The organism is Caballeronia sp. ATUFL_M2_KS44, assembly GCF_023630965.1.
In the GTDB taxonomy this organism is placed as follows: Bacteria; Pseudomonadota; Gammaproteobacteria; order Burkholderiales; family Burkholderiaceae; genus Caballeronia; species Caballeronia concitans.
Map to the genome: position 1 here is coordinate 23,579 of NZ_JALQEA010000028.1, position 18,713 is coordinate 42,291.

Genomic DNA, 18,713 nt, shown 5'->3' on the forward strand with positions numbered 1-18,713 from the left:
CAAGAACCCCGACCACGGAGCCACTCGATGCTGCCCTACCCCGTCTTCACCGATGCCGTCCTGCGCATGCTGTGCGCGGTGCTGGTGGGCTGCATCATCGGCATCGACCGCGATCTGCACGGCAAGCCGACCGGCATGAAAACGCTCGGGCTGGTGTCGCTCGGCGCGTGCATCGCCACGATGTGCGCCATGGGCTTTTCCACGCGCACGCTGTCCGACGACGCCGACGTCTCGCGCGTCGTGCAGGGCATCGTGACGGGCATCGGCTTTCTGGGCGCGGGCGTGATCATCCAGAATCAGACGGAAAACCGGATTCGCGGCCTCACGACGGCTGCCTCCATCTGGGTCACGGCGGCGGTCGGCATTCTGTGCGGGCTCGGCGTGTGGAGTCTCGCGCTCGCCGCGACGGTCCTGCTGATCGCGCTCTTGATCGTGGGGCGCATCATCGAGAAAAGTCTGCATCGGCGATGGATGCGCAAGCCGCCCGACGAACGCGCCGCGCACGCTCCGGTGGAAGAGGACTGAGCGCCGCGCGGCTCACGCCGCTGCGTTCTCCACCGGGCCATTCACGCGATTGCGTCCCGCGAGCTTGGCCGCGTAGAGCAGCGCATCGGCGCGCGCCATCAGCGAGGCCAGCGATTCGCGCCCGTCCCACGCCGCGATGCCCGCGCTGAACGTGTAGCGCACCGCGCCGCCCGCCACGCGGCAAGGCGTCGCCGCGACCGTCGCGCGCAGGCGTTCGACGAGCGCGGTCACATCGCCGATATTCGCCGCCGTGCAGAAAAGACAGAACTCCTCGCCGCCAATGCGCCCGAACGCATCGCCGTCACGAACGCGCGCGCTCACGATCGACGCGAAATGGCGCAGCACGTCGTCGCCGCCTGCGTGGCCGTAGCGGTCGTTCACGCTCTTGAAGTGGTCCAGGTCGATGACCGCGACGAACTCGCGCCGCCCGTCCTGCGTCGCGCGCGCGAGCCGCGCGGCGGCGGCTTCGAGCAGCGCCTTGCGCGACAGCGCGCCGGTGAGATCGTCGAAGCGCGCGACGCGTTCGAGGCGCATCGCGAGGCGGTCGTGCGCCATGATCACGAGGCCGATGGACAGCGACGGCAGCACGAGAATGCCGAGCGCGAGAAACGTGATCTGCATCGGCCCGGGCTGAAGCAGCGCGGTCTGCGAAGGCGGCGCGACCGCGTAGATCGCGCCGCGCACCGTGTGCCCGAACGCGCCGAGCAACGCGGCCCCGGCGACGAACAGATAGTTGTAGCGCGGACGATCGGGCGGGCGCGACATCAGCACGCGGCCCGCGATCGCGAGCACGCACGCCGCGTGAAACGCCGACACGATCACCACGCGCACGTGCACGTTCGGCGCGACATACGTGAAATACGCGATGCCCGCCATCACGCCGAGCCACATGATCCAGCCGGTCGCGCGCGCGGTCGTGCCGAGGCGCACGCCGAAAAAATCGTTGCAGCCTTCGTAGATGAGCAGCACGGTCGCGGCGAGAAGCTGATTCGCGGCGACGACGCCGAGCCACGCGGGCGCCACGTTCTGCACCGCGAACATCGCAAGCGATGCGATGGCGATCACGTTCGCCCAGATCCAGCGCGGCACGCCATCGATGGCATGCGAGCGCAGCGAGGTCAGCACGAGTATCGAGAGCACGCTCGACAACGCGGTGACGACGAGGATGCTGACGGGACTGAACATCGCGGGCGGTGGAAGGAGATGGGTGAGGCGACACTATCCACGCAATAACGGCGCATGCGCGCGCACCTTGAGCCGATGAGCCGCGACACGCTGACTCACGTCCACACGCCGCGCCATGAAAAAACGCGGCGGACCAGGTGGCCCGCCGCGTCTTTCCAAACCGGATTCGTTTCTGCTCACCAACCGTGGCGGTCGTGCCAGCGCTCTTCGCGATGCATCTCGTGCCGCCAGTGACGTTCGCGCCGCTCGCGCCATTCGTGCTCGCGCCAGCCTTCATCGCGATAGCCGTATCCGTAGCCATACGCGACCGGAGCCGGCTGGACGTACACCGGTTGCGCCGCGTAATAAGCCGGCACGCCCACGCCCACCGCCACATCGACATGCGCAGACGCCGATGCCGACATCGCAAGCGCCGCCATCCCCGCCACCCCGATCACCGTACCAAGCAGTTTCTTCTTCATTTCGCTGTCCCCCTGCACCGAGTGCCGTGTGAGTGAGTGCAGTCTAGAAGGCGAGGCCGGACACAGGTGCAACGGCGCTGCGAGAAAAGTAACGTGACGTAACGGCCGCGGCGCGTTCAGCGCACGCGCTTGCCGCTTTCGTCGATGACCGCTTCGCCGTCTTCCTTCGTGAACGGTCCTTGTTGCGGCGAAGGCAGGATATCGATCACGAGTTCCGACGGCCGGCACAGCCGCGCGCCGATCGGCGTATCGACGAACGGGCGGTTGATGAGAATCGGATGCGCGAGCATGGCGTCGATGAGCTGATCGTCGGTGAGCGCGGTGTCGCCCAGGCCGAGTTCCGCATACGGCGTGCCTTTCTCGCGCAGCGCGTCGCGCACGGAGATGCCCGCGCGCGCGATGAGCGCGGTGAGCGTCTCGCGGCTCGGCGGATGCGTCAGATACTCGACGACAGTCGGCTCGATGCCCGCGTTGCGGATCAGCGCGAGCGTGTTGCGCGAGGTGCCGCACTTCGGGTTGTGATAGATGGTGACGGTCATCGCGTTCTCCTTCGGTTCGTAAGCGTCGCACACGACTTGCATTCTATTGCCGACACATGATCAACACACACGCCGGCGATGTCATCCGCGCCCGCGTCGCGTCATGTGCGCGACTGAATCGGCGGCGTATAAGCGTATTTCCTGTTCATTGCGAAACGCGCCGCCTATAACGGAAATGCCGCAAGCGCGCGTCACGCGAAGCGGCGTGATGCACGAACGTCCGCACTGCGCGCTTTCGACGGCTGATGCACAGCATATCGAACAGCGAACGGATGCGCGGCAAATCGCGCGGCGCATCAATCAAGGAGTCGACGACATGAAATCCAGTCTGGTCATGACGGCGCTTGCCGTCTCGTTACTCGCTGCTGCGGGCGTCGCATCCGCGCAGCAAACCTACTATCGGACCGCGCAAGTGCCAGGGCAAGCCACGCCGGATACGTGGACGCAGCCCGGCACGATGCAGCAAGGCGCGAACATGCAAGGTACGGGCGATGCATCGTATGGCGGCGTGCCGTCGACGCAAAGCAGCGCCGGATCGATGAGCATGGGCGGCAGCCCCATCTCCAAGCCGTGCGTGCGCGGCCCGCAGTGCGATATCTTCTTCGGGAACTGATGCGTGAGCATCGGTGCATCGGGACGCGTCTCCCGCCATGGCGGACGCGCCCTTTTCCATTTCATCCGGATTCCCCATGCACCGCGACGCGTTCCTCGCCCTTCTTCCCGCCGAAGGCTTTCACGAAGTCGTCACCGTCACGCGCGAGCCGAACGGTTCGCTCGGCGCGCACACGCATCCGTTCGAAGCGAAAGCGCTGATCGTCGAAGGCGAACTGACCATCCGCATCGGCGATGACGCGCGGCTGTATCGCGTGGGCGACGTCTTTCATCTGCCCGCGAACGTCGAACATGCGGAGCAGTACGGACCGCACGGCGTGAGCTATCTCGTCGGGCGAAAATAGCGCGGCGCACGCGCGGTCTTCCTGTTCGCTACACTCTTCCCGGGTTCGGACAGGAGACGCCTCATGGCAACCAGGAAGAAGACCGAAAAGACCGAGAAGAGCGGGAGCGCGGGACGCATTCTCATCGGTGTCGGCGGATGGAACTTCGAGCCGTGGCGCGGCACGTTCTATCCCGACGATCTCGCGCAAAAGGGGGAGCTGGAATACGCGAGCCGCGCGCTCACGAGCATCGAGGTGAACGGCACGTTCTACGGCTCGCAAAAGCCCGCGACGTTCGCCAAATGGCACGACGAAACGCCCGACGACTTCGTGTTCTCGCTGAAGGCATCGCGCTATTCGACGCATCGCCGGGTGCTCGCCGAAGCGGGCGAATCCATCGAACGTTTCTTCGCGAGCGGCGTGCTCGAACTCAAGGACAAGCTCGGTCCGATCAACTGGCAATTCGCGCCGACCAAGCAGTTCGATCCCGAAGACTTCGAAAACTTCCTCAAGCTCCTGCCGCAGGAAATAAAGGGACGCGCCATTCGCCATGCCGTCGAAGTGCGGCACGAGAGTTTCGCCGATCCGGCGTTCGTCGCGCTATTGCGCAAATACGGCGTGGCCGTGGTCGCGGCGGGCGATTCGAAGTATCCGCAAATCGCGGATGTGACCGCGCCGTTCGTCTATGCCCGCATCATGGGCACGACCGAAAAGCCCGCGAAAGGCTACACGAAGGCCGCGCTCGACCGCTGGATCGCCCGCGCGCAGGAATGGGCGGCGGGCGGCGCACCCGGCGACTTGCAGACGGTCGGCGAACCGCCCGCGAAGGCATCGGCGCGCGACGTGTATCTGTACGTCATCAGCGGCCACAAGGCCGTCAATCCGCTCGCCGCGATGGCGCTCATCGAACGATTGAAGCGCGAGTCCTAGTCACGCCTTCAGCGCACGAGGCACGGCCGCTTGTTGTCGAACTTCCAGTTGGGCACGAGAAATTGCATGGCGATGCCGTCGTCGCGCGCGCCGAGGCCGTGCTCCAGATACAGCGCGTGCGCCTTCTCGATCTCGTCCATGTCGAGTTCGACGCCCAGACCCGGCGTCTCCGGCACCTTCACCTTGCCGCCGACGATCCGCAGCGGATCGCGCGTCAGGCGCTGGCCGTCCTGCCAGATCCAGTGCGTGTCGATCGCGGTGATCTTGCCGGGCGCGGCGGCGGCGACGTGCGTGAACATCGCGAGCGATACGTCGAAGTGATTGTTCGAATGCGATCCCCACGTGAGGCCCCAGTCGTTGCACATCTGCGCGACGCGCACGGAGCCTTGCATCGTCCAGAAATGCGGATCGGCGAGCGGAATATCGACCGATTGCAACTGGATGGCGTGGCCCATCTGACGCCAGTCCGTCGCGATCATGTTCGTCGCGGTCGGCAGGCCCGTCGCGCGGCGGAATTCGGCCATCACTTCGCGGCCTGAATAGCCGTTCTCCGCGCCGCACGGATCTTCCGCGTAGGCGAGCACGTCGTGCTTGTCGCGGCACAGGCGGATGGCTTCCGCGAGCGACCACGCGCCGTTCGGATCGAGCGTCACGCGCGCCTCGGGGAAACGCTCCGCGAGCGCGGTCGCCGCTTCCATTTCGGCGTCGCCCGACAGCACGCCGCCTTTCAGCTTGAAGTCGTTGAAGCCGTAACGCGCCTTCGCCGCTTCGGCCAGGCGCACGACGGCCTCGGGCGTCAGCGCTTCTTCGGTGCGCAGGCGCTCCCAGTCGTCGCGGCCATCGGCGCCGCTTGCGTACGGCAGGTCCGTCTTGTTGCGATCGCCGATGTAGAACAGATAGCCGAGCATTTCCACTTCGTCGCGCTGCTGCCCTTCGCCGAGCAGCGCCGCGACCGGCACGCCGAGATGCTGGCCGAGCAGATCGAGCAGCGCGGCTTCGAGCGCGGTGACCGCGTGGATGGTCGTGCGCAGATCGAAGGTCTGGAGGCCGCGGCCGCCGGCATCGCGATCCGCGAACTGCGTGCGCACGCGATTCAGCACCGCCTGCATGTTGCCGATGGATTGCCCGACGACGAACGCGCGCGCATCGTCGATAGTCTTGCGGATGTTCTCGCCGCCCGGCACTTCACCGACGCCCGTGTTGCCCGCGCTGTCTTTCAGAATGACGATGTTGCGCGTGAAGAACGGGGCGTGCGCGCCGGAGAGGTTCATCAGCATGCTGTCGCGGCCCGCGACGGGCACGACGCGCAGTTCGGTGACTTTCGGAGTGGCGTTCGGTTGCATTGCGTTAGTCGACATGTGAGTGATCCCGAAGTTGAGTGTCTGGCCGCGTTTAGTTGCGCTCAGTGCGCGTTGCGGTGCGCCGCGTGTCCGACGGGCGTCCCGTCCGGCCGGCGACGATTGCGCGTGAGGAAAGCCGCCGCCGCCGCGATCAGCGACGCCACGCCGAGCCCATAAAGCCCGCCCGACACCGAGCCCGTATGTTGTTGAAGATAGCCGAAGGTCGCGGGCGCGAAGAAGCCGCCCAGATTGCCGACCGAGTTGATGAGCGCGATCACGCCGGCCGCGACGCGCGCATCGAGATAGCCTTGCGGGATCGGCCAGAACAGCGACGCCGCCGCCTTGAAGCCGATCGCCGAGAAGCAGATCGCGACGAACGACAGCACCGCGTTGCCCGTCGTCGATGCGAACAGCCCGCACGCCGCGATCACGAGCGCCGCCGCGAGCCACGCCTGCTGGAAGCGCCAGCGCGCGGAGAGCAGCGCGAAGCAGTACATCGCGACCATCGCGATCATCCACGGAATGGCATTGAAGAGGCCGACCTGGAAATCGGTGAGTCCGCCCATCTTGCGGATGATCGTCGGCAGCCAGAACGTCGCGGCGTAGATGGTGAGCTGGATCGCGAAATAGAGCAGGCAGAACAGCACGATCTGCGGGTCTTTCAGAAGCTGGAGCGTGGGAACGTGACGGCCGCCCGCGGCTTCGCGCTCGGCCTGCTCGCCCGCGATGGTCTTTTCGAGCACGGTGCGTTCGTCGGCGGTGAGCCAGTGTGCATCCGCGATGCGCGACTTCAGCAGCATCCAGCTAACGCCGCACAGCAGCATGGAGAAGCCGCCTTCGACGAGGAACATCCACTGCCAGCCGTGCAGGCCGAGGCCGCGAATCGACAGCAGACTGCCGGTGATCGGGCCCGACAGCACGGACGCGAACGCGGAGCCGCCGAGGAAGATCGCGATTGCCTTGCCGCGCTCCTTTTGCGGCAGCCATTGCGTGAAATAGAACACGACGCCCGGGAAGAAGCCCGCCTCCGCCACGCCGAGCAGGAAGCGCAGCACGTAGAACGACGTGTCGTTCCAGACGAACGCCATTGCCGCCGCGACGATGCCCCACGTTCCCATGATCCGCGTGAGCCACGCGCGCGCGCCGTACTTCTGCATCAGCACGTTGGACGGCACTTCGAACAGCGCATAGCCGATGAAGAACAGCCCGCTGCCGAGCCCGTAAGCCGCCGCGCCGATGCCGAGATCCGTCTGCATGTGCGCGTTCACGAAGCCGACGTTCACGCGATCGATGTAATTCGCGATGAACATGATGAGAAACAGCGGCAGGACGTGACGCTTGACCTTGGAACTGGCCGATTCGAGCAAATCGTCGGCGCGCAGGGCGGGGGCGGATCGCAAGGCTGTCTCCTGATGGTATAGGTTGTCTGACGACATCTTATGGTCATCGGACGACTTGCACATCGCGTGTTTACCCTTTACAGCGTTGACTCGCGGCTTTTTCGGGCGCCTACGGTCACGCAGAGAGTAGACGTCTGACGACTGTTCAAAACAAAAAGCCGGCTTTGCGCCGGCTCCGAGCTGTTTACTTCTCGCGCGAAACTTATTTCGCGTCCTGCCCGATCTCGTGATTGGCCAGAAACTCCAGCGCGCGAACCATGCCTGAGTGATCCCACGCCTTGCCGCCGTGCGCGGTGCACGCGTTGAAGAGCGCCTGACACGTCGCCGTGTTCGGCAGCGACACGCCGAGCGATTGCGCCGTCGAGAGCGCCAGATTCAAATCCTTCTGATGCAGTTCGATCCGGAAGCCGGGATTGAACGTGCGCTTGGTCATCCGCTCGCCGTGGACTTCGAGAATGCGCGACGAAGCGAAGCCGCCCATCAGCGCGGTGCGAACCTTCTCGGCGTCGACGCCCGCCTTCGATGCGAGCAGCAGCGCTTCGCCGACCGCCTCGATCGTGGCCGCGACGATCACCTGATTCGCGACCTTGCAGACCTGGCCCGCGCCGACTTCGCCGATCAGCGAGATGTTCTTGCCCATCATCTCGAAGAGCGGCTTGACCTTGTCGAAGGTCGCCTGCGCGCCGCCGACCATGATCGTGAGCGATGCCGCCTTCGCGCCGACTTCGCCGCCGGAGACGGGCGCATCGAGGTAATCGGCGCCGCGCTCGCGCACTTTCGCGGCGAACTCGCGCGTCGCGATGGGCGAAATCGAACTCATATCGACGACGATCTGCCCCGCGCGCAGCGAATTCGCGACGCCGTTCTCGCCGAACAGCACGCGCTCGACGTCGGGCGTATCCGGCACCATCAGGAAGACGATGTCCGCTTTCCCGGCGACGGCCGCGGGGCTGTCGCATGCCGTGGCGCCCGCCTGCGTCAGTTCGTCGGGCACGCCGCTGCGCGTGAACGCCGCCAGTTCCACGCCGTTCTTGACCAGGTTCGCGGCCATGGGAAGCCCCATGATACCCAGTCCGATGAAGCCTGCTTTTGTCGTCATGTATCGCTCCTTGTGTGCTTTGTGTTCGTGTGTCGATGCGCGGTCTTCGCAGCTTACTCTTCGATGAAGTGTTTCTTCACGGCTTGCGCCGCGTTCCGCAGCAGCCCGAGATCGGCGCAGACGGCGACGAGCGTGCAGCCCATCGACAGATAGCGGTCCGCGTCCTGCTGCACCGGCGCGAGGATGCCGCTCGGCTTGCCCGCCGCGTGCGCGCGCTCGAACACGTGCGCAATGGCCGCCTGCACGTCCGGATGATTCGGGTTGCCTAAGTGACCGTAAGCGGCGGCGAGATCGGACGGGCCGACGAACAGCGCATCGACGCCATCGACGGCGGCGATTTCGTCGATGGCATCGACGGCTGCGCGGCTTTCGATCTGCACCGCGACGCTGATATTGTCGTTCGCGATATTGAAGTAGTCCGCGACCGTCCCGTACCGGTTCCCGCGATGCCCCACCGACACGCCCCGGATGCCGTGCGGCGGATAACGCGTCGCGGCGACGGCGCGGCGGGCGTCGGCGGCGCTATCGACGAACGGAATCAGGAAATTCACGAAACCGCCGTCGAGCAGCCGCTTGATCGCGACGGGCTCGTTCGCCGGCGGCCGCACGACGGGCGCGCTCACGCTGTCCTTCAGCGACATCAGTTGCGGGATGAGCGTGAGCGCGTCGTTGGGCGCGTGCTCGGCGTCGAGCAGGATCCAATCGAAGCCGACGACGCCCAGCAACTCGGTGACGATCGGGCTCGCCAGCGACGACCAGCAGCCAATCAGCTTCTTTCTTTCGCGCAGCGACGCCCGGAACGCGTTGGGCAACGGTTGATACGGTGTCGAAGACGGCATGGTGCCTCCCTGTGGCGGCTGGATCGGTGGATTTCGTTCTTGCGGTTAAGTCATAGGATGTCTTAACAGAAGGTATCGCGATTTTGGCTGTCGGGAACAGGAGCGTTAACCCTTAACGCGCCCTTTCCACGCCTCTCGGTACGTGATTGGCGAGCACTTTCCTAGTTATACGATGTCTTATATATCAGCTTGCTGCCGAATTGACGAGCCGTTTGCCGAACTTCATGATGGTTCATCAGACATCGTTGTCAAAGCACGTATACGTGGACGTGGAAGTCGTCCGACCTCAACTTTCCTGAATTGCAGAACCAAAAATGGCCAGCCTCACCGATAAAGTCGTCGCCGCCCTCATCGAAGAGATCGAGCGCGGCGTGCTCCGTCCCGGCGACAAGATTCCGACCGAAGTCGCGTTGATGAAGCAAATGTCGGTGAGCCGGTCGGTGGTGCGCGAGGCGGTGTCGCGGTTGCAGGCGGCGAATGTCGTCGAGACGCGGCATGGCATCGGCACGTTCATCCGCGCGATGGCGGATCGCGAATCGGTGCGGCTCAAGGACGCCGATTTGTCGAACTTGCTGGATGTGATGGCGATCATCGAATTCCGGATCGATCTGGAAGGCGCGGCGGCCGCGCTCGCGGCGGGGCGTCGGACCGAGCAGCATCTGAAGCAGATTGCCGGCGCGCTCGATCGTTACGAAGAGCAGGTCGCCAATGGCAGCACCGATGTGCTCGAGCATGACGTCGAATTTCACTTGCAGATCGCGCGGGCGAGCGGCAATCGGTATTTCTACGACGTGCTCAGCCAGATGGGACGCGCCGTGAGTCCGCGCACGCGGCTTGGCAAGGCGGAGATTGCGGAGCTGGATCAGATCGAACGGTTACGCAACGTGCTCAACGAACACAAGGCGATCTATCAGGCGATCGTTCGTCAGGATGCCGACGATGCCCGCGCCGCGATGCGCATGCATTTGAGCAACAGCCGTGAAAGGCTGCGTCAGGCGCATGAGACTGCGGTGAACTGAACTGCTCCGGTTTTGAGCGACGCTGCCTGCGTCTTTAAGTAAACAAAAGGATTCGTATGTATACGTGGTAGTAGTTAACAAGCCTGCCGCTTTTCAGTGGATAACCCGATTCGCGCGTTTCGCGTCAATGACTTGCGAAGTAAACAACTTCGGTATGGATCGGCGGATTGCGGACGGAAGCGAGGACAACTTTCGGGACTTTTTCCGAATCGCCGAGTTATGCAGAAAGCGCGAACAGTTTACGCGGCGGGGTTTGTACAGGGTTGTCCACAGGTAAACGCGGGGCGTGGAATCGATGGGCAAATAAAAAGCGCCTCCGAAGAGGCGCTTGTCTGATAGCGACTTCGAAGGAGGTCCGCGCGCCGTCGCGACGTTAGTACGGTTGCTGGCGAAAATGCTTTCGAATCAAGGCATTGTCAACTTCGTCGCTGAGGAAAGGCCCGCGCGCTTGGTCGCTAACAGGACAAAATCCTCGCCCCCTCCACCGTCTGAATTTTTTCGAATGAAGTCCGCGAGCCCCGTCCTGCGGGCCTCGGACGACAACGCCCACCCACATGTAACAGCGGACGTCATGGTGTCGACCAAGTTTGGGTAAGCGGCGCTGTAAGGTTATCTAGGCGAGCACACCGTAGTTATCACATGGTAGTCCGCAGCCTTGCGAACACTGCCCAGCAACTCGCCCAGCCGTGGAACCTTCTGTTTGGCCCGCCGGACGCTCTCCAACGTCCGCTTGTCGACAAAAGTCTCAGTGGCGTATGGAGCGAGGCAGAGCAGAGAAAGGTCATTGACGTCACTTCCCTTCCGTTCGGGCTGGTCATGTGCATGCAAGCGCATAGCCTCTTGGATGACGGCGGACGGAACACGGTCCGGCGTGACTACCGCCTTGACTTGTTGCCAGGGCAAATTGTCTGCGTCTGAAGCCATCTTCAAGCGTCGTCTGAACATGCCGAGGCTCATCGCTTCACGAAACGTCGCGTTTAGGTCAATGTCCGCAGGTTCGAGACCTGCCCACAGCAACATGCCAATAAGTGATACCAATGCTGAATCTTCCGAGTTTCCGTGTTGCACATTGGCTAACAAGTCGGACATGAATGCGGTAGCCATTTCGCGCGGATTTTCGATGCGTCGGTCTCCGCGTTCCGCTATCTCCTTCTCGAGTGAGCGGCGAATGCGTACGACTGTCGCATCAATAGACTGCGCGTCTCGAAGGGGCCTGTTGACTAAGTCTGCGAGACGAGCGTTGTCAATGTCAGTCGCACGCCAAGGGGAAATTGCGGCAATCTTCCGCGCGTCCTCCTGATACTCGCCGAGAGCGGGGCGAAGCAATCGCCAATCGCTCCTCAATTCCAGTAATGCCTCCGTGCCCGTACCGAAGGACAGCAACTCACTGCGCGCAGCGTCTCGTACACCTAGCAAGTCGAGGTTCGGGTGAGCGTACGCCGCGCGGACCTCCGCCTTAAAGACATCGAACGCTGAGCCGGGAATAACGTGCGACTTGTCCCCGGTCACCCACGCCGACATCGGCCAGCTTTGTAGGTAGCGCAGACGCTTGTCGACAAGGCTTTCATCTCGATGTTGCAACAGCTCCGCTATTTGATGCCAAGACAGAAGCGGTAGCCACCCGCGGTCAAGGAGGTGCGGAACGAAGTGTCGAGCTGAGTGACGATGCTCGGGGTCGCGCGAAGTCCAATCGGTCGCGAGACGTGCCAGATGAGAGGTATCTAACACGACTAGGGCAATGTTGTAGGGCATGTCAGTCTAGAGCGAAGTGCTTGTTCGGCTCCTTCTCTGCTTACTTCTATTTCGTCAATGAAACGATGGACGCGACGATAAAGGTGCCCAGAATCCAACCTGCAAGTTTATGAATGTAGAGGTAGAACCTAATAGGACCAGAAAAATCAACATCTTTGTAATGACGGTCCCTGAGTTTTATGAGGGGGAGGAACATATCGAAGCTGTAAGCCCACCTTAAAGGAATGAAATCTTTTGATATACGCCTATTCGTTGGCACCGCGTTTGGCGGGCTATCGAATGTCAACGCAAAGTCGTACATTGGCTTTTCTTGAAAACGAAACACAAACCCACCGAAAATCACAAAGACCATTGAAGCGATAACAGCCACGTATAACTTCCGCCCGTAACCTACAAAGGAAGCTGCCCACAAATAGGCGCAATTTCCGAAGCTGGTAAAGTTGGCAGTCAGGCAGACGTGGTCGCGCTCTTGGTCCTTGCTTGCAATATAAATCTTGTCATAGCCGGTACTATTGCCGGTTTTCTGAAAAAATCCTAGAACCTGCTGGAACGGAGCCGGGTCAAATCCGTTGCGTTGGGTCAATTCTAACCATCTTTCAAACCATTCGATGTCTTTTTCATTAGAAGCTGCACGAATAGCTGCTGGGGGCGGGGCCCCCGGAACTGCCTTCTCAGTGAGAAATCCATCGATTTGAGCGTTTTGAGCGCGTACGTACTTCGGCCATAGGTTGACATCGGTTATCTGCACTTGAGAGATGTGTGCCCCGGTCAAATCCAACGATGAAGGATTAGCCCAAATCTGACGTCTCCTACAAGCTGTTTCGACGCCGTCAGTATCGTCGTCTAGAAGTTCAACGTCTCGCTTTTGGAATTCTAGTATTCCACTTATGGTCGTACCTCTTGCGGACATTTCTCCCACACAGGACATCTGCCCGACAAACGAGCCGCCTATTCTTGAAAACTCCAATCTCAAAGGCAGAAGCAAGCTTCTCTCTAGGTTTAGAATAAACGAGCCCGCGATTACGCTGTTTTGAACGAGAAGCGCCGCCGCGCTGTTTGCAGAAAACTCAATGCCTCCGTCAACCCGTGTTGAGGCAACTTGAACGACGTGTGCTCGGATTGTTCGGAACTTTAGACTTCCTTCGACGTGACTATCGTTGAGGACTATAGAACGATAGGAGCCTCCTTCAAACCTTATATCGCCTTTTGCTGAGACGTTTTGAAGTTCAATGTCTTCGCCCTTTACGCATTTGAACTCAATATCGCCCGGGATTATTCCGCCCTTTAGATGGATGCTGCCTATAATCGTAGTCCCACTAAGTTGAAACCCTGTTTCCTGTAACCGCTTCGAATAGCGCGGGTCCTCCAAAATATCTATTAAGAAATAAGCTGGAAGAGTTTTAGTGTAATGACACTTCGATTCCTGATTATCATCGCCATATTTTCCAGAAAGGCAAATTAGCCGCCAGACCTCCTTCAACGGCGCATCCCAGTCACCCTGCGAGCATTCGGCGAGTAGCGCAGCGTTAGTGTCTAAAGGCTGCTTCGTAGATTTGCCGAAGGCGATGGTCGCAGTAAAACACAAGACAATAGCCAACACGTAACGAAAAATCGCGGGCATAGGCCATTTCTCGCAGGAATGGAAGCTGGTCGTTTCTTCGCTACTAGCGAACCAGCAAAAATTTTAATTGATTATGTATAGGATGATGAGTTCTGAGAAGGCAAGAAAAATTTGAAGCGCACATTCTTCTTTCGACAAAAGCGAAGGTTAATAGGTCTGGAGATTTAGCGTTGTACGGAACGCGTTTGTTCGACGTCTTTCTCCATTGAACCTAGGCACCCACGTCTCGTGACATCGAGCACAAGGTTCTCCCAACCATCGACCCTTGTGCTCCAGTAAAGCAAGCAGTCATTGGAAGCGGTTCTGGTCGACGTTCGCGGCTGCTGACGATGAAACCTTGCGACCAATCGTCAACGCCCCTCCAACCGGGTTCTCCGGGTCCAACTCGAAATCGTCGTCGGGGTCACCCTTGAAGGCATAGGCGTCACTCAATGCCTGCAGCAAGTCGAGCGACTCCCACTCGCTTTCTAGCCACCTCGCAGCCGGAAGGCCAGCGGCGGAGCGAATCGTTGCCGCCAGGTTCCAAGCCTTGTAGCCAAGGTGCCCGCAGAGCTTCTTCATCTTGTGGAAAGTGAGGAGCAAATCACTGACGTTGGTCGACCAGCAATCAACGATGGCCAGCTCATGAGCGTCCGACTCACGGGCCAATTCCCGCATCTCGGCCGTGACCGACCTTGGTAACACTCGCCAGTCGACAGACTCCAGGAAGATGAAGTGAGGCATTCGAACCCGACTCATCGCGAGTGGATTATTTGTACGACCGAACTCTCCGCGAGCGTCTGCCTCGTCGTTTATCGTGCGTACGCAGGAGCGTGCGAACGCCTCCAATGACTCGGCTGCAGCCAATGCCGACACATGCGCTTCACGCGCACGATGGCGTTGGTCTCGCATCAAAAAGAACCCGCCTACTGCGACAGTGCCGATGACCGAGCCCGCCATTGTGGACAACGCTACAACCTTCCTGTGACCACCGAAATTCGATGCCATGTTGCCTCCGTAATGAATGGTAGCGCTGCTGCCCGGGGGAGCGGCAGCGCGTTGTCGCCAGATATCCGTTTCGACAACTACCGTCGATTGGCGTAAGCGCTTCGAATCGCCTGCCGCCCCCCGCTCCTAGCCGCGGCAATCTGGGGTGCAAGGGCCGCGAGGATGCCGGCCAACCTGTCAGCAAAATCGTCAACATCGCTGACGGCGACGGCTTCACGGACGGAGCTCGTCGATGCGTAGCTGACATTCCGTGAGGAGACGTTCACCTTTCGGAGAATGGCTTGCGACTGTTCGTCATCGATATCGAGTTCAGCGTTGAGCTCGTCTATGAAGCGGTCGTAACGCTCCGTCAGGTGATACTCGTCGAGCTGGTCATCCCACTCAGTCGGAAATGGAGGGTCCAAAGAGCGAAGCTCCTTCAATTCATTCCACCCCGCGTATCCATACATTCGGCAAAGCAAGTTGGCTGCACGCCAGAACCCGATTTTCTTGGCACCAATGACCTGACGCAGTTCGCGCGCCTTGTCTTTGGTCCAGTCAAAACCGGGCGGGCTGAAGATTGAGTCCATGATTGACTCCATGGTGAAAAAGCCCGCCGCGAACGGCGAGCGATATAGGGTGTAGACGCCCGCTCACCGGCGGGCGCACTGCCAATCATTGAGCCGGTCGATGAGAACCAGCACCTGGATTCGTCCGGCGCGCTTCCTCGGCTGCAAGGAACTTCGCGTAGTCCTCGTCCATCCCTTCCACCTCGTCGCGCTGATTGACGACAATCGGACCAGAGCCGGATTTGTCGGTCGGTTTGATTCCCTTCGCCTTCAGGTAGTCTTCACCGCGCTTGGCGTCGCGCTTCTTCTTGGCGTTGGCCCGCGCCGCTTTGACGTTTTCGCCACCAAGTCCGCCGAGGTCGCTCTGGGCGGCGTTCCGAGCGGCATCCGTGATATTCACGTGTTGGCCCGTGGTCAGCCACGCCTGACTGCGGCCGCTCGCCTCAGCTAGTTCAGCAGCCTGTTCTGCTTCGCCCAGCGCAATCAACTCGACTTCCTTCCAGGATGCGTCACCAACGCGGCGTGCGTCTTCATCGACCATATCGAGGATGCCTTCTTCGCCATTGGGGAGGAGCCAAAGCAGCTTCTTCGCCTTCCCGTCCAGACGCTTGACCTTCACCCACAGCTTCCGGTCTTCTTTGAGCGGTCTTTCTGCGTACTGGTTGTGCAGCACGACAAGAGCACTCGAGGTGAAGCGATATCCCTTGAAGTAGATGAGGCCATCACGGCTCAGACGGGGCTCCCACGGGACAAAGCGAGTCAGCGCTTCGCGATACGTGAGTTGGGGTATTCCGGCAGCAATTCGCTCGTTTTGGAGATAGGTACAAATCTCCGCCGGCGTGATGCCAATACCGAGTTCCTCCATCCTCTTCGTACGCAGGTGACGGACATCCGCATGCAAGTTATGGTGCTGCATGCACAGCACGATGAGCTGCTCGAAGCGGGTAACGGAGACGGGCGGATTCTTTCGTTTGAGGCGACGCAGCCGCTTCGACAGTGGGTCGGTCGCCCGCGTGTAGGCCGTTTCCTCGGTGAGCGTCAGCAGAATCATGGTGCCGTTGAAGCTCTCGACCGGACTCTTCTTGTCGCCTCGGCCAGGCTCAGGCAGCATGCGCCAAAGATTCATCTCGTCACAGGCAACTGCGAGGACCTCCTCAGCAGCGCCGCTTCCGTTGTCGACCATGACGCCGTCGATAGTTCCGTGCAGCAGCCCCTCGGTCGAAATCAGGCCGAGCTCTTTCGCACGAGGAGCCTTATCCATATAGATGGATGCGATGCACCGGCGAAAAGACTCAGCGTTCTCTCCCGTCAGAGCGATTTCGTAACCGAGCACGCAGTGGGAGTTTCTGCACACAGCGAACAGCACAACAACGGGAATGGCAATCAGCTTGCCGTTGACCAGCGCTGCGACCAGCATCTTTGCAGACCAGCCATCGACATCGGCGATGCCGATAACACCTTGCGTCAAGTCGGTGGCTTGCCCGATGCGAGCAAGGTCGAACTGGTGAGCAATGGTGGCGCCGTTACGCAAGCTCCGTAGTTGATACCTCGCGATAAGGCTCTCGCGAGCGTGGTAATAAAAGGCGTTGAGGCTGGGCCTGAGATGAGCCTCGGTGTCGGCGTAACGCTCATCGAGCATCAGGTGGTACGCATCCTTGAGGGTGCGATGCGCGAGGGCCCAATGAGTTGTCAGCGCGGACACAAAATTCCGAAGGTCATCGGCCGTGACCGCCACTTCCCTGTACTGGGTGCGAGCTCGTCCTCTCGCGACGGCAACATAGTGCGCCATGCGCGCCCGACGCGAGGGTGGCCCGGGCTTTCTCGAGTAGCTGCCACCCTTGGCAATCTCCTTGCGACCCATCCGACAAGTCAGGTCGGCAAGCGCGCAGTCGCCGCCGCCGAAATGCAGCCACCGATGCACAATCCGTCCGGCCTGCGTGCGGAAGTTCTTCGGCTTCTTGGCCGCGTCGACGACATACGCGAGTGCCTTCAGCCGTTCCGTGTCGTTCATAACCACGAAGTCGTTAAAGATGAAGTCGTGCGGGTTGCCCTGGCCTTTCTTATCAAGGTAGCAGAAGGCATGGACGACCTTCATCCGCTCACCAACGAATTTCTGCACCTCCAAGGGCAAAGCGGTCAGGGCGCCTCTCATCATCTGCGGTGCAACGCTCTCATCGCACAGCATGATGTCACTGAAGGGCTGGTCCGCCGAATCGCCCCTCCATTTGACGAGCTTCACCTGGGTCTCGGGACATTTGTTCGAGTGAATCGCGAGCACGTAGAGGTCGTTTTCGAACCTGTCGAAGCAGACCGCGCGGTAGCGCATGTCATCCCCATCCCGAGTACGCTTAAAGAGGGAGAAGCGCTTCAACTTACGGGGCCACACGGCCTCCTGAAGCCGGAGCAGCTGGTTCAGCAACTCCGGCTCAGCGATGCGGGGTTTCATGTCGGCTTCAATCGAGATAGCAGTCATTCTTTTCTCCTATAAGTTATCCTTAACGGAATCGTTCAGGAAATACTCCCTGCGTAACGACATCTCCTTACCGAATCAAGAACAGCGGTTCGTCAGTGCGCAGGGGTGCGCGATGGTCAAGTGTGAGAAAACCGTACGCGACGGCGGTAGCGAAGAGCTTGTTCGCGCGGCTCATGGGAATTGCCAGCTGAGTCGAGGCACGGCCGACAACGTCGAGCAGGCAGCCGCGGTCGCTCACCGTCAGTAAAGTCAACGCAAAACGACGCGAAGCCTTATATAGCGTCGGGAGGTCTGCTCCCTGCACCAGCGAAAAGAGCACGCCATAGTTGCTGTACTCAGTGGCGCCCACCTCATTGCCCAGCAGTAACTCCCATGTCCAGCCTGCCTGGTGCATCGATTCTCTTTCCCTCTCCTCACGCGCAAGCGCCTCCTCGTCCGGCACATAGCCCTCGGGCTTGATGGAGATTCCGTGGTTCTTCAGCCGCCCCGTCTCTGGGCACACAAGCGTAGCGATGAGGTCTATGGTCATGACTTGCGACCTCAGCATCTTTTTTCCCTGTGTAGTCGCGCGGTTGTATGCGTCCATGCTGAAGCGGCCATATTGCTCGCGAAGGTCCACCACGTAGGGGCTGAACATCAATGCGAGTTGGATACGGAGTTCATTGAGCGAGAGCGCTTCGAAGCGGCGCTTTATCTTGACCCCTGGCGTGGTTGTCCGAGTTGCCTTTGATGGCGTCCTTGCTCTCAAGAGCGCCTCATATCGCTTGCCGTGCTTGAACCCTTCGCAATCGCGTGGAGGCAAGACAATGCCTGCGGGCGTCACGAACGGGCGCTTGAGTTCGAGGACTCGCAACTCGCTGGGGTCCTTCTGCACGACGACGGGTGGCGCGACGTAGCCGTCTTGCCATTGGTCGAAGCTCGAAAAGGACTCGGGCTTGAAACGGTTGAACGAGCGGCGAGTCGTTCGATGATTGGCTATCTCTGTCAAAGTACCTGTCCTCTCGATGTCGAATTACCGTAGATATTGAGCAGACGCGGCCGACGCGACCCGTCTGCGCTC

At 60.7% G+C, this 18,713-nt stretch carries 18 protein-coding genes; 5 read left to right on the plus strand and 13 right to left on the minus strand.

From position 1 onward, the window contains the following. The first annotated feature begins 27 nt into the window (after positions 1-27). Positions 28-525: an MgtC/SapB family protein gene (locus NCR39_RS12765; protein ID WP_250452489.1), complete on the plus strand. Its 498-nt coding sequence runs from the start codon at positions 28-30 to the stop codon at positions 523-525. Between the two features lie 12 nt (positions 526-537). On the opposite strand, the gene NCR39_RS12770 is transcribed toward NCR39_RS12765, so the two are convergent. The 3 genes from NCR39_RS12770 to arsC form a co-directional block, all read right to left on the minus strand. Beyond that, the gene (locus NCR39_RS12770; protein ID WP_250452490.1) at positions 538-1,710 is read right to left on the minus strand and encodes a GGDEF domain-containing protein; all 1,173 of its coding nucleotides are present in this window, start codon (positions 1,708-1,710) and stop codon (positions 538-540) included. Positions 1,711-1,886: 176 nt separating this feature from the next. Next, positions 1,887-2,171 carry a hypothetical protein gene (locus tag NCR39_RS12775; RefSeq protein ID WP_250452491.1) on the minus strand — a complete coding sequence of 95 codons (285 nt, stop codon included), beginning with the start codon at positions 2,169-2,171 and terminating at the stop codon, positions 1,887-1,889. Between the two features lie 116 nt (positions 2,172-2,287). Beyond that, entirely contained in the window at positions 2,288-2,710 is a 423-nt protein-coding gene (gene arsC / locus NCR39_RS12780) for an arsenate reductase (glutaredoxin) (protein ID WP_250452492.1), read from the minus strand. 316 nt (positions 2,711-3,026) lie between these two features. Between arsC and NCR39_RS12785 the strand changes: the two genes are divergently transcribed. The 3 genes from NCR39_RS12785 to NCR39_RS12795 all read left to right on the plus strand — a co-directional run bounded on the left by NCR39_RS12785 (position 3,027) and on the right by NCR39_RS12795 (position 4,575). Next, a complete protein-coding gene (locus NCR39_RS12785; protein WP_250452493.1) occupies positions 3,027-3,323 on the plus strand; it encodes a hypothetical protein in 297 nt (98 codons plus the stop codon). Positions 3,324-3,399: 76 nt separating this feature from the next. After that, positions 3,400-3,666, plus strand: coding sequence for a cupin domain-containing protein (locus NCR39_RS12790; RefSeq protein WP_250452494.1), 267 nt, complete (start codon positions 3,400-3,402; stop codon positions 3,664-3,666). Between the two features lie 63 nt (positions 3,667-3,729). Beyond that, positions 3,730-4,575 carry a DUF72 domain-containing protein gene (locus NCR39_RS12795; protein WP_250452495.1) on the plus strand — a complete coding sequence of 282 codons (846 nt, stop codon included), beginning with the start codon at positions 3,730-3,732 and terminating at the stop codon, positions 4,573-4,575. Between the two features lie 8 nt (positions 4,576-4,583). On the opposite strand, the gene gudD is transcribed toward NCR39_RS12795, so the two are convergent. The 4 genes from gudD to garL all read right to left on the minus strand — a co-directional run bounded on the left by gudD (position 4,584) and on the right by garL (position 9,253). After that, positions 4,584-5,933 (minus strand): glucarate dehydratase, encoded by a 1,350-nt coding sequence (gene gudD / locus NCR39_RS12800; RefSeq protein WP_250452496.1) that lies wholly within the window; start codon positions 5,931-5,933, stop codon positions 4,584-4,586. Positions 5,934-5,977: 44 nt separating this feature from the next. Continuing rightward, positions 5,978-7,225: an MFS transporter gene (locus NCR39_RS12805; protein ID WP_250452778.1), complete on the minus strand. Its 1,248-nt coding sequence runs from the start codon at positions 7,223-7,225 to the stop codon at positions 5,978-5,980. A gap of 292 nt (positions 7,226-7,517) precedes the next feature. Beyond that, a complete protein-coding gene (locus NCR39_RS12810; RefSeq protein WP_350029675.1) occupies positions 7,518-8,552 on the minus strand; it encodes a 2-hydroxy-3-oxopropionate reductase in 1,035 nt (344 codons plus the stop codon). Further along, positions 8,468-9,253: a 2-dehydro-3-deoxyglucarate aldolase gene (gene garL, locus NCR39_RS12815; RefSeq protein WP_250452498.1), complete on the minus strand. Its 786-nt coding sequence runs from the start codon at positions 9,251-9,253 to the stop codon at positions 8,468-8,470. Before garL ends, NCR39_RS12810 begins: the two co-directional genes overlap by 85 nt. A 314-nt stretch (positions 9,254-9,567) precedes the next feature. On the opposite strand from garL, the gene NCR39_RS12820 reads away from it, so the two are divergent. Beyond that, entirely contained in the window at positions 9,568-10,272 is a 705-nt protein-coding gene (locus NCR39_RS12820; RefSeq protein ID WP_040051260.1) for a FadR/GntR family transcriptional regulator, read from the plus strand. 609 nt (positions 10,273-10,881) lie between these two features. Here NCR39_RS12820 and NCR39_RS12825 read toward each other — a convergent pair. The 6 genes from NCR39_RS12825 to NCR39_RS12850 all read right to left on the minus strand — a co-directional run bounded on the left by NCR39_RS12825 (position 10,882) and on the right by NCR39_RS12850 (position 18,641). Next, the gene (locus NCR39_RS12825; RefSeq protein WP_250452499.1) at positions 10,882-12,024 is read right to left on the minus strand and encodes a hypothetical protein; all 1,143 of its coding nucleotides are present in this window, start codon (positions 12,022-12,024) and stop codon (positions 10,882-10,884) included. 46 nt (positions 12,025-12,070) lie between these two features. After that, complete coding sequence (locus NCR39_RS12830) at positions 12,071-13,645, minus strand: DUF4097 family beta strand repeat-containing protein (RefSeq protein ID WP_250452500.1); 1,575 nt, start codon at positions 13,643-13,645, stop codon at positions 12,071-12,073. A gap of 288 nt (positions 13,646-13,933) precedes the next feature. Continuing rightward, on the minus strand, positions 13,934-14,632 hold the full coding sequence (locus NCR39_RS12835) for a hypothetical protein (RefSeq protein WP_250452501.1): 699 nt from the start codon (positions 14,630-14,632) through the stop codon (positions 13,934-13,936). Between the two features lie 77 nt (positions 14,633-14,709). Beyond that, positions 14,710-15,201, minus strand: coding sequence for a hypothetical protein (locus NCR39_RS12840; RefSeq protein WP_250452502.1), 492 nt, complete (start codon positions 15,199-15,201; stop codon positions 14,710-14,712). 85 nt (positions 15,202-15,286) lie between these two features. Next, positions 15,287-17,653, minus strand: coding sequence for a TnsB C-terminal domain-containing protein (locus NCR39_RS12845; RefSeq protein WP_250452503.1), 2,367 nt, complete (start codon positions 17,651-17,653; stop codon positions 15,287-15,289). 67 nt (positions 17,654-17,720) lie between these two features. Further along, positions 17,721-18,641, minus strand: coding sequence for a PDDEXK family nuclease (locus tag NCR39_RS12850; RefSeq protein WP_250452504.1), 921 nt, complete (start codon positions 18,639-18,641; stop codon positions 17,721-17,723). Positions 18,642-18,713 lie beyond the last annotated feature (72 nt).

Excerpts from the sequence above, each read along its gene's own strand:
- NCR39_RS12765 (WP_250452489.1), top strand. The coding sequence starts at position 28 with ATGCTGCCCTACCCCGTCTTCACCGATGCCGTCCTGCGCATGCTGTGC.
- NCR39_RS12770 (WP_250452490.1), bottom strand. The coding sequence starts at position 1,710 with ATGTTCAGTCCCGTCAGCATCCTCGTCGTCACCGCGTTGTCGAGCGTG.
- NCR39_RS12775 (WP_250452491.1), bottom strand. The coding sequence starts at position 2,171 with ATGAAGAAGAAACTGCTTGGTACGGTGATCGGGGTGGCGGGGATGGCG.
- arsC (WP_250452492.1), bottom strand. The coding sequence starts at position 2,710 with ATGACCGTCACCATCTATCACAACCCGAAGTGCGGCACCTCGCGCAAC.
- NCR39_RS12785 (WP_250452493.1), top strand. The coding sequence starts at position 3,027 with ATGAAATCCAGTCTGGTCATGACGGCGCTTGCCGTCTCGTTACTCGCT.
- NCR39_RS12790 (WP_250452494.1), top strand. The coding sequence starts at position 3,400 with ATGCACCGCGACGCGTTCCTCGCCCTTCTTCCCGCCGAAGGCTTTCAC.
- NCR39_RS12795 (WP_250452495.1), top strand. The coding sequence starts at position 3,730 with ATGGCAACCAGGAAGAAGACCGAAAAGACCGAGAAGAGCGGGAGCGCG.
- gudD (WP_250452496.1), bottom strand. The coding sequence starts at position 5,933 with ATGTCGACTAACGCAATGCAACCGAACGCCACTCCGAAAGTCACCGAA.
- NCR39_RS12805 (WP_250452778.1), bottom strand. The coding sequence starts at position 7,225 with ATGTTCATCGCGAATTACATCGATCGCGTGAACGTCGGCTTCGTGAAC.
- garL (WP_250452498.1), bottom strand. The coding sequence starts at position 9,253 with ATGCCGTCTTCGACACCGTATCAACCGTTGCCCAACGCGTTCCGGGCG.
- NCR39_RS12820 (WP_040051260.1), top strand. The coding sequence starts at position 9,568 with ATGGCCAGCCTCACCGATAAAGTCGTCGCCGCCCTCATCGAAGAGATC.
- NCR39_RS12825 (WP_250452499.1), bottom strand. The coding sequence starts at position 12,024 with ATGCCCTACAACATTGCCCTAGTCGTGTTAGATACCTCTCATCTGGCA.
- NCR39_RS12830 (WP_250452500.1), bottom strand. The coding sequence starts at position 13,645 with ATGCCCGCGATTTTTCGTTACGTGTTGGCTATTGTCTTGTGTTTTACT.
- NCR39_RS12835 (WP_250452501.1), bottom strand. The coding sequence starts at position 14,632 with ATGGCATCGAATTTCGGTGGTCACAGGAAGGTTGTAGCGTTGTCCACA.
- NCR39_RS12840 (WP_250452502.1), bottom strand. The coding sequence starts at position 15,201 with ATGGACTCAATCTTCAGCCCGCCCGGTTTTGACTGGACCAAAGACAAG.
- NCR39_RS12845 (WP_250452503.1), bottom strand. The coding sequence starts at position 17,653 with ATGACTGCTATCTCGATTGAAGCCGACATGAAACCCCGCATCGCTGAG.